At 69.4% G+C, this 10,077-nt stretch carries 8 protein-coding genes; 7 read left to right on the top strand and 1 reads right to left on the bottom strand.

The window, feature by feature from the left end:
- Positions 1-996, top strand: a 996-nt coding sequence (locus EOINJALH_RS02660) for a response regulator (protein WP_144289825.1), incomplete at its 5' end; no start/stop codon positions are given.
- 28 nt (positions 997-1,024) lie between these two features.
- On the opposite strand, the gene EOINJALH_RS02655 is transcribed toward EOINJALH_RS02660, so the two are convergent.
- Positions 1,025-2,074, bottom strand: a complete 1,050-nt coding sequence (locus tag EOINJALH_RS02655; protein WP_088278764.1) for a helix-turn-helix transcriptional regulator — start codon at positions 2,072-2,074, stop codon at positions 1,025-1,027.
- Positions 2,075-2,342: 268 nt separating this feature from the next.
- Between EOINJALH_RS02655 and EOINJALH_RS02650 the strand changes: the two genes are divergently transcribed.
- The 6 genes from EOINJALH_RS02650 to EOINJALH_RS02625 form a co-directional block, all read left to right on the top strand.
- A complete protein-coding gene (locus EOINJALH_RS02650) occupies positions 2,343-3,338 on the top strand; it encodes an acetamidase/formamidase family protein (RefSeq protein WP_088278763.1) in 996 nt (331 codons plus the stop codon).
- 501 nt (positions 3,339-3,839) lie between these two features.
- A complete protein-coding gene (locus EOINJALH_RS02645; protein ID WP_088278762.1) occupies positions 3,840-4,190 on the top strand; it encodes a transposase zinc-binding domain-containing protein in 351 nt (116 codons plus the stop codon).
- A 414-nt stretch (positions 4,191-4,604) separates the two neighbouring features.
- On the top strand, positions 4,605-4,967 hold the full coding sequence (locus EOINJALH_RS02640) for a glutathione S-transferase N-terminal domain-containing protein (RefSeq protein ID WP_234413634.1): 363 nt from the start codon (positions 4,605-4,607) through the stop codon (positions 4,965-4,967).
- Between the two features lie 49 nt (positions 4,968-5,016).
- Positions 5,017-8,574, top strand: a complete 3,558-nt coding sequence (locus EOINJALH_RS02635; protein ID WP_158219629.1) for an AAA family ATPase — start codon at positions 5,017-5,019, stop codon at positions 8,572-8,574.
- 103 nt (positions 8,575-8,677) lie between these two features.
- Positions 8,678-8,866: a hypothetical protein gene (locus EOINJALH_RS02630; RefSeq protein WP_088278759.1), complete on the top strand. Its 189-nt coding sequence runs from the start codon at positions 8,678-8,680 to the stop codon at positions 8,864-8,866.
- 242 nt (positions 8,867-9,108) lie between these two features.
- Positions 9,109-10,077, top strand: a 969-nt coding sequence (locus EOINJALH_RS02625; protein ID WP_144289824.1) for a hypothetical protein, incomplete at its 3' end; no start/stop codon positions are given.

Below are 10,077 nucleotides of genomic sequence, written 5' to 3'. Positions count from 1 at the left end.
ACCGAGATCTACACCATCAACAACGTCCTCGACCTGTCGAAGATCGAGGCCGGCAAGCTGGCGCTGGAGGACAGCACGTTCAGCGTCGGCAGCATCGTGGCCAATGTCGCGTCCATGCTGTCCGACAAGGCCCGGGACAAGGGCCTCGAGCTGGTGACCGAGACCCGTGGCGTGGCCCGCCACCTGCGCGGCGACCCCACGCGGCTGCGCCAGGCGCTGGTCAACTACGTGTCCAACGCGATCAAGTTCACCGAACAGGGGCGGGTCGTGCTGCGCGCGCGGGCCGACGACGATGGTCCCGGCCACCAGCGCATCCGCTTCGAGGTGCAGGACACCGGCATCGGCATCGCGCCCGATGCGCTGCGCCGCGTCTTCTCGGCCTTCGAGCAGGCCGACAGTTCCATCACCCGCCGCTATGGCGGCACCGGACTGGGCCTGGCACTCACCCGCCGCCTGGCGCAGCTGATGGGTGGCGATGCGGGCGCCGAGAGCGCGGTCGGCGTCGGCAGCACCTTCTGGCTCACGGCCCGGCTGGAGAAGGCTGAGGCCTCGATGGCCGAACCGTCCGACGCGATGCCTGGGGCTGCCGAGGCCGCGTTGGTCGATCGACAGCGAGGCCGCCGAATCCTGCTGGCCGAGGACGAGCCCATCAACCGCGAAGTCACCGGACACCTGCTGCACCAGGCCGGCCAGACGATCGATTTCGTCGAGGATGGGCTGCAGGCCGTGGCCCAGGCCGAGGCCCACCACTACGACCTGATCTTGATGGACATGCAGATGCCGCGCATGGACGGGCTGGAGGCCACGCGCCGCATCCGCCGGCTGCCGCACGCGGCGCGGGTGCCGATCGTGGCGTTCACGGCCAATGCGTTCGTCGAGGACCGGCAGCTCTGCCTGGACGCCGGCATGAACGACTTCATCACCAAGCCGGTGGAACCCGAGCGCTTGTTCGCCACCGTGCTGAAGTGGCTGGACCGCGGCAGCGCGGCCAGCTGAGCCAGCCGGCACGGCGCTGGCGCGGCGCTCAGCCGATCGGCAGCCGGTCGAAGGTGGTCAGCGCGCCGGGCAGTTCCTGCAGCGTGGGCAGGCCCTCGACGTCGAGCAGGTCGTCGGGCTCGTGCTGCAGCTTGCGCGCCAGTTCGGCCTTGTCCGACACGTCGAGCTTGCGGTAGATCTCGCGCAGGTGGTGGCGCGCCGTGGTGGGCGCGATGCCCAGGGCCTTGGCCACCTCCTTGTAGCTGGCGCCGTCCGAGAAGCGGCGGGCGATGTCGGCCTCGCGCGGCGACAGCCGGCCGGCGTCGGTGAGCGGCCGCAGATCGACCAGCCACAGGTCGCCCACCGCATGGAAGCGCACCGTGAGCCGCGTGCCGCGGTAGGGCGTCATCGTGCGCAGGTGGTCCACCAGCACCGGCGGCAGCAGCGGGCCGCTCCAGTTGGGCCAGTCGCGGCGCAGCAGTTCCGACAGGCCCTGGTCGGCCACGTACAGCATGCCGCGCCGGTCGACCACCGCCAGCGCGGTGCGCGCCGGGCCGGTGCGTGCGGCACGGGTGCGCTCGAGGTGCAGCATCCAGTTGCTGGTGAGCGCGGCGGTGAGGTGCGGCATCAGCAACTGCTTGTAGCGTCGCTCGTTCTCGCTGAAGGCCGGCTTGCCCTCCAGCCGGTACATCGAGGTGAAGCACATCAGGTTCAGCTCGGGCAGCATGGTCACCGTGCACAGGCAGCCGGTGATGCCGAAGCGCGCCATCAGCGAGGCCAGCCCCGGCGAGGCGTAGAGCTGCTTGCGGCTGAAGTTCACCGTGGTGCCCGGCGCGGCCAGCACGGCGGCGGCGATGGTGTCTTCCTGCTTGATCGCATCCCACAGCGCCGGGTACGAGGCCGGCAGCCGGTAGGGCAGCGACGAGTGGATCTCGAGGTCTTCGCCCGGCGAGCGCGAGGCCATGCCCCACCAGGCGGTGTCGAAATCGAGGCGCGCGCCGATGGCATCGAGCGCCAGGCGCTGGAACTGGTGCATCGGCACCGTGCGCGCCAGCCGGTAGAGCTCGAGCAGGGTCTTGCCGAAGGTCTCGGTGTTCATGCCGTCCAGGGGGTCGCGTCAGACAGTTCGCGCGGGCGTGCGGTGGGCCGATTAGACGCGATGGCCTGCGGCCGCGCCATCCGGCTGCGACGGCCCGGCCACCGACGCTGCGGGTAGGGCGCCTTGTCTGCCACGCCGAAGATCGACATGATCCGTGGCAGGGCGCCGCGTGGCGGCGCACGGCACACCGGGTGGGCATGCGACCCGACGCCAATCCGGTCGTCCGCAAACACCTGGCTGCCCGACAACCCTCCACAGGAGATCGACCATGAGCTGGCTGGACACCTCGATCATGACCCAACGCGGCGTGGCCAAGGGCGCCGTGCGCGCCACGCACTACCTCACCGAGGCCAAGCAGGGCACCTACCACTACACCATGGGGCCCTACTCGGCCCCGGTGCTGCATGTGCAGCCGGGCGACCGCATCGTCGTCGAGACGCGTGACGCCTTCGAGGGCAAGATCACCTCCGAGCAGGACCGCCTGGCCGACAAGCTGAACGTGCCTTTCCTGAACCCGCAGAACGGGCCGATCATGGTCGAGGGCGCGGAGAAGGGCGACACGATCGCGGTCTACATCGAGTCGATGGTGCCGCGCGGCGCCAACCCCCGCGGCACCTGCTGCATGATTCCCAACTTCGGCGCGCTCACCGGCACCGACTACACCGCCACGCTCAACGATCCGCTGCCCGAGAAGATCCGCAAGATCGATCTCGACGAGCACGGCGTCTACTGGAGCAAGCGCGTCACGCTGCCCTACAAGCCGCACATCGGTACGCTGAGCTGCAGCCCCGAGATCGACTCCATCAACTCGCTGACGCCCGACAACCACGGCGGCAACATGGACCTGCCCGACATGGGCCCGGACAGCATCACCTACCTGCCGGTGCGCTCGCCCGGCGGGCGCGTGTTCATCGGCGACGCGCACGCCTGCCAGGGCGACGGCGAGGTCTGCGGCGTGGCGGTGGAGTACGCCACCACCACCACCATCCGCGTCGACCTGATCAAGGCCTGGACCATCGCCTGGCCGCGCCTGGAGAACGCCGAGGTCATCATGGCCATCGGCAGCGCCCGGCCGCTGGAAGACGCCACGCGCATCGCCTACAAGGAACTGGTGCTGTGGATGGCCGCCGAGTACGGCTACGACAAGTGGGATGCGTACATGATGCTCAGCCAGTGCGGCCGGGTGCGGCTGGGCAACTTTGTCGACCCGAAGTACACGGTCGGTGCGGCGATCACCAAGAAGTACCTGGCGCTCGCGCCTTGAGCGTCGGCGGGCCTGGCCGGCACAGGCCCGAGGGCCCGCGCCGCAAGCCAGCGAGGCCCCGGGGGCCCCTTGTCGAGCCGCCCGGGTGTGGCGTCGGGCCCGCCCGCGCCCTGCGGGTTGTGGCGCCGGCCAGGTCGACGGCGGCCGCATCGGGCCCGGCTTGCGACGCAACCGCGGCATCGACGCGGCACGCGAGCGAGGAACCGGCGGATCCACCGACGTTGATGGACGGCCGGCGCTTGTCGGCCGGCGGAGGAGGTCGGCTGCCGACCCAGAACCGACATCCGCTGTCCTGATCTCGCTGCCCCGAAGCGGTCGATCGAACCTGCACGCAGGCCCCGTTGGAAGCCCCGCGGAGGAGCGCACACATCGGCAGGCGGCACTCAGGGCGATTGAAGCGCGGAGCACGGCTCGAGACCGTGCGGGCTCACCACTTCGGGAGACTCGCGCGCAAGCCATCGGCCGGCAGCCCCAGCGGGCGCCCGATGGCGCTCCGCTCCACTGCGAACGCCACCGCCCCAAGCAGACCACGCTGTATCGGCTGGTGCATCAGCGTGCGCCAGATTCATCGCTCAAACCGAGGCCAGCACTGGCGCCGAGTTGCCTCGATTCGTCAAAGACGACTTCGATGCCTTCCTCGAGCGCGGCATTCTGGCCCACGGCTTCCTGAGATTGCGCGGCGTCGATTGCGACCACGACAAGCAGTTGGCGTTCAACTGCAAGCGGCGTGGCTTCGGTCCTTCATGCGGTGCGTGGCGGATGACGCAGACCGCGCCTCATCTGGTCGACCACGTCATGCCGCACGTGCCGGTGCGGCAATGGGTGTTTCCGAAGGGAATCCAAGGTCCATGACCCAGACTCGGTTGGCCTGGCCGCAGCGATGGCTGATGCGGTCCAACAAGCCGCAAAGCGTGGAACTGCCGGCGGTGTTGCCACTCATGACCTCGTCGCTCAGCGGGATGCCTTCGGGCGTGACACTAAGGCGCGACGCGCAGGGGGATCGCCAGAAGCTGTCGAGTTCAGGCTGTCGCCACAACTGCTGCGCTACCCGGCAAGCACCCCGCTGGCGAAGCCGCCACCCAGGCCCGTTTTGGGCCTTGCCGAGGACGTTTGAAGTTCCTATGCTCTGGCAAGCAAGGAGGAGTCGATACCCAGCAAGGCCCTGTGTGAGGACACCTCACTGACTTCGCAGAAGGCGTCGGCTGCCGGTGTTTGCCGCGCTGTCTACCCTGACTGTTCTCGGTTCAATGTCTCGAGGGAAATGAATTGATAAGCCTGCACTGCGACCCGGGCAATGCCAGCATGGCGCCCCATGTTCTTCTGCGCGAGCGGGACGCGCCCTTCGAATTGGAGCTGATCGATCGCGCCGAGGGTGCGCACAAGTCGCCGGTGTACCTGAAACTCACTCCTAGCGGACTCGTCCCGGTCTTGCGGGGCGGTGACTTGGTTTTGCACGAGGCGGCGGCCATCGTCCCGCACCTGGCGGGCACGTATCCGCGCGCGGCGTTGGATTCGGCACTGGCTTCGCACGGCGACCCGTGGCCAGGCTCCTACCGGCAGCGCATGCTCGAGCGCCCTGCCGCGCAGCGTGCATTCGCTGCCGGGCATTTGTCGCAGCGTTGGCTCTGAAGGCTCGGCCCTTGCACTCTTCCCGCGCGCTCCAATGGGGACCTGCTCCGTGACTGAGCCCACGTCGCCTATCAGTCTTGCGCTGCGTCTGATCGGTGTCCCTCGCGTCGAACTCGACGCGAGGCCCATCGCGCTCGGCTCTCGCAAGGCCGTTGCGCTGCTGGTGTTGCTGGCGCTTGACGGGACGAGTGCGCGCGCACGGCTGGCAGCCCTGTTGTGGCCCGATCAGGACGAAACAAGTGCGCGGCGCAACCTGCGACGAGAGGTCTTCCGCCTGCGCAATGCGGGTGTACCCATCGACGACGGTGAAACGCAGTCGCTGGCTTTGGCTGTCGTGCCCCGCTGCGACGCCTTGGAGCCTGGGGGGGGCGGCCGCGGCATTCTGCTCGACGGCTTCGACCAACTGGCGGGCGAGGCCTACGCAGAGTGGCTTGCGAGCTGGCGGGCCCGACTGGCGCAGCGCGGACAGCGCAGCGTTGCGCTGGCGGCGGCAGAGCACGAGAAGCGTGGCGATTGGCGCGCGGCGCTTGCTTTGTACCTGAGTGAACTGGACGATGATCCCACCAATGAGTCGGCGGCACAGCATGCCCTTCGCATGCACGCCCATCTGCACGAGCGTGATGCCGCGCTGGCATTGTTCGCGCGCCTCGAGTCGCAGCTGCGCCTGCAACTGGGACTGTCGCCCCTGCCTGCGACGCGCGAGCTGCTGCAGCGCTTCGGTGCGGTGCGCGACGCCCCGTCGCCCACGTTGGCCGAAAGCGCCTCGGGCATCGCCAGAGCATCGGGCCCCACGCCCCTGCCTGCGAGGGCGCCCTTCTCGGGGCGCAGTGCAGAACGACTGCATGTTCAGGCCGCGTTGCAGGCCGGACGCACGGTATTCGTTTCGGGCCCGCCGGGCATCGGCAAGTCGCGCCTGGCGGCCGAATGCGCAGCAACGGTCGGTGCCTCCTTGTTCGCCAGCTGTCGGCCGGATGACGCGCAGCTGGCCTACAGCTCGGCTGTGCGCACCTTGCGCGCGCTGCTCGACGCGGCCCCCGACCTGGAGTTGCCGGAATGGGTCACGCGCGAACTGACGCGCCTGCTGCCCGAGCTGGGGCCACCCGCGGAGGGCGGCGAGGCGAGCGAGCCGGCGGGCGACGAGGCGCGGCTGCGGCTGTTCGAGGCCTACGCGCAGGCCTGGCTTCTCCTGGCCGAAGGGAACTTCAACGTCATCGTTCTCGACGACTGGCAGTTCGCTGACACAGCAAGCCTGCAGCTGTGGAGCTTCATCGATGCGCGAGGACCGATGACGAGCACCGCGCAAGCGCCAGCACCGGTGGGCCGTCTCTACGCGTTTCGCAGCGGCGAGTTGCCGCCGATGTCGCTTGCGCATCTGCGCCGACAGGTGGATTCGGGCCATGCCACCTTGCTTGCGCTGGACGGACTCTCCCTGACCGAGGTTCAGTCGCTGGTACAGCGCCTGGCCGGGCAGTCGGGCGCGGAGTTGTTCGCGCAGCGCCTGCATGGCGCAACCGGAGGCAATCCGCTGTTCGTGATGGAAACGCTGCGCCATCTGTTCGAGCGGCAGTTGCTGACCATCGATCCGGGCGGAGGCTGGCGCACGCCGTTCGACGAGATCACCAGCGACTACGCGGAGCTGCCGGTTCCGCCGTCGGCACGCGAGACGCTGCTCGCGCGCGTGCACGCCCTGGGCGACGACGCGGCCCGCATGCTGCAGGCAGCCAGCCTCGCCGGGGACACCTTCGACCTCGCGCTCCTGGCGGGTACTTCGGCGCTCAGCGAAGCCGACAGCGTGACTGCGCTCGAACGCGCACAGGCGAGCCAGATCCTCCGTGTCGGGGACGACGGCTCCTACCGGTTTGCGCACGACCTCTATCGCCAGGGCGTGGCGGACAGTCTGTCGCCGGCGCGACGCATGCTGCTGCACGGGCGACTGGCGAGAAACCTGGCCGCCGCTGCCGGCGCCGCGGCGCCGATTGCGCGGCACTTCGAGCGCGCGCAACTCGGCCGCGAGGCGGCGCCGTGGTTCGTACGGGCCGGCGCCGATGCCGCTCGCGTGTTCGACTTCGAAAGCGCGCTGGAGCACTACCGGCGTGCGCTGCAGTTCGGCCTCTCGGCGGGTGATGCGTACGAGGTGCGCGATCGCCGTCTGTTGCTGCTGCATCGCCTGCATCGCACGGACGAGCAGTTGCAGGAACTTGCCTTGATGGCGGAGCTTGCCCGAGACACCGACAACCCGGCCGCGCCTCACGAGCTGGCCATCAAGCGGGCGATCACGTTGATCAACAGCGGTCAGGTTGCCGACGCTGTGGCGCAGGCACGCTGGGTTGCCGCGGCCGCACCCACCCGACGGCTCGAAGTCCGAGCGCGCTACACCCTGGGCGTGGCCCTGATGTACCTCGGCGACGACGACAACGCCGTCAGCGAACTCGAGGCCGCACTCGCGCAAGCGCCCGAGGCGCTGCCGAACTGGGAGCCGTTGATCTGCGCATTCCTGTGCCATCTGGCTGTCAGCGGCGGCGCGCTGGAGGCGGCGCAGCGCCACCACGAGCGCGGGCTGCGCGCCGGAGCCGCGCTCAATCTGCCACTGGCACAGGCGGATGTCCTGAATGCCGGATATCGAATGGCCGAAGCGGCCGGCGAGCGCGAACTGGCGATCGAACGACTCGAGCGCGCCAACGCGCTGAGCATCGGCGTCGGCGATGTCACGCTGCGCATCAACTACCTGTTCAACCTGATCACGGTGCACCTGAACGGAGGTGACACGGAGGCCGCGCGCGGACGGCGCACCGAGGTCATGGCGCTGCTGGTCGGCAAGACCGACCCCAAGTCGCGTTTCATCGAGAAGCTGTCGGCTGGACGTCTCGCCATGCGCGACGGAGAACTCGGACGCGCCTGGCATGAGCTGCAGGCAGGATACGAAGCGGCCGTTGCGGCCGGGGACCCCAGCATGCAGCGCAGCGCCCTGATCGCCCGGGCGCACCTTGCCGCCGACTGCGGGCAGGCCGAACTTCTCGACGAATTGCTCGACGCGTTGGTCGGCATCGGACCGCACCCTGCGGATCGATCGGTGTGGATAGAGCAAGCGCTGCGAGCGCGTCTCGAACTGGCGGCAGGCGACCCGAAGGCCGCCGCCGCGCGGCTGACGCGGGCCTGCGCCATGCCACGTCTTGCCGACCCCGACTGGCAGGAGCACGGTGAGTTGACGCAGGTGATGCTGGCCTCCGCGTTGGCGGCGGACGGTCGCTTCGACGCGGCCCGCGAGGCGCTGCATCGCCCTCGCTTCAGCGCTCGACTGAAGGCCATGGCGGCAGAAGTCGGTTTGGCGATCGCTGCCGGGGACGACGTGTCGCGCAGGGACGATCGAACCGATGAGGTCGCGCAGGCCGAAGCGCTTCTCGCCGATGGCGGATTGGCGCCGCTCGAGGCCGCTCGGTTGTGGCGGTCGATCGCCGCCTATCACCTGCGCAGGCGCTGCACGCAAAGTGCAGCCCGGGCCGACGCGAACGGCGCCCGATTGATCGACGCGCTGGCAGCGACGCTGCCAACGGACGATGCAGCCACCGCCCGTTTGCGCTCGGCACTGAATTCCCTTCGGCCCCTGTGACCCGACTCCGGACCGGAGCCCGGCCGCGAGACTTTCAGCCCGTTGCAACGCGCTTTCAACGCCCGTTCTCCATGCTTGCGCCCATCGACCGGTGGGGCAGGTGATGAGCGACAGTGAACTCGTGTATGCGTTGGTCGTGCGTCCTGCGACGCCGCGCCAGCAATGGCATGCGCGGCTCGTTTGTGCCAACGGAGGCCTGGTGGCCGAGTTCGACACGCTGGCCGAACTCGTGCGCTACCTCGCACAGGCGAGCCTGCAGGGGTCCTTCACGCCGACGACCGGCGTTCGATAGAGACCGCCCTGGCCGGGTGGCCTCGCCACCTGGGCTGACCGGGTCGCCCGCTGCATCGGCCGCCGGCGGGCCTGGCCCTGGCCTTGTCGGCCCGCCGATGCCCCCCATTCGCAGTCCCCTTTGCCGCGACGAGGCGCCGGCCCTCCAACGCTGTTGCAACGCTTCTGCAACGCCCACCTCCGACAGTGCGGCCCAGCCCCGGTGTTGCACCGGTTCCTACCGTACCCAGCAGGAGGTTCTCGATGAAGCCCAGTCCCACTCCCCCGCCGGCCCGCAGCGCCGGCACCCTGGCCGCCATGCTGCTGCTGGCCGCCGGCGCGCAGGCGCAGGTGATCAACGTGACCGAACTCGTCACCGGCACCTACGAGCCGACGCCGTTGTTTCTCGGCAGCACATCTCCGGTGGTGCCCTGCGACACCTTGTGCAAGCACCTGAGCGTCACTTCGGCCGGCTACAGCCCGAGCTACACGGCCACGCCCGACCCCTACCTCGTGGGCGCCTGGCCGCTGGCCTTCGGCAACAGCGCGAGCTACATCCCGGTCTCGGAACCCGGCAGCGTGGCGCTGCCGCCGGCGGGCATCACCTTCGATGGCGGCGCCGCTGGCGTGGCAAACCAGGCCCAAGTGCGCTTCACCGCTGCGCCACTGCTGTACGCGCCGCGCGACCTGTCGACCCAGACCTGGATGACCGGCAGCGGCGCCGTCGTGGCGAGCTACGCGATCCGCCTGACGACCCCGAAGGGCCATACCTCGACCCGCACGTACCTGAGCTTCGGCGTACCCGCGAGCCTGCGCAGCTTCCAGGTGCCCTGGGCGTTGGGCGGGCCCAGCGGCTTCGAGAACGTGTACGAGCGCCCGCGCAACATCCAGGCACGCTCGGCGGTGGACGTCTACGTCAACGGCCTGGCGGTGTGGTCGTCCGAGGACGCGCTGGTGGCGCCGCGCAACGGCTTCACGAAGAGGCTGCAATGGGGCGAGCCGCTGGGCACGGGCCGGGCCACGCTGTACCTGGGCACGCTGCCGCCGGGCAGCAAGCACAGGGTGGCGCTGGTGATCCGCAGCGAGCACCGCGCCGACGCGCCGAACTGCACCACGCAGGACAACTTCAACGGCGACAAGCGGCTGTGCTACAGCCACCTCGAGGGCCTGACGCTGCCGTCGGTCAAGGAGCCCGGAGCCTTCACGTTCCACCAGCCCGACATCGAGATCTAC

This window comes from Ideonella sp. A 288 (assembly GCF_002198735.1).
GTDB lineage: Bacteria > Pseudomonadota > Gammaproteobacteria > Burkholderiales > Burkholderiaceae_C > Pseudaquabacterium.
This window is presented reverse-complemented; position numbering and strand designations above follow the sequence as displayed.

Bases quoted from the DNA above. Each gene is read 5' to 3' on its own strand.
- EOINJALH_RS02630 (WP_088278759.1), top strand. From the start codon at position 8,678: ATGAGCGACAGTGAACTCGTGTATGCGTTGGTCGTGCGTCCTGCGACG.
- EOINJALH_RS02650 (WP_088278763.1), top strand. From the start codon at position 2,343: ATGAGCTGGCTGGACACCTCGATCATGACCCAACGCGGCGTGGCCAAG.
- EOINJALH_RS02655 (WP_088278764.1), bottom strand. From the start codon at position 2,074: ATGAACACCGAGACCTTCGGCAAGACCCTGCTCGAGCTCTACCGGCTG.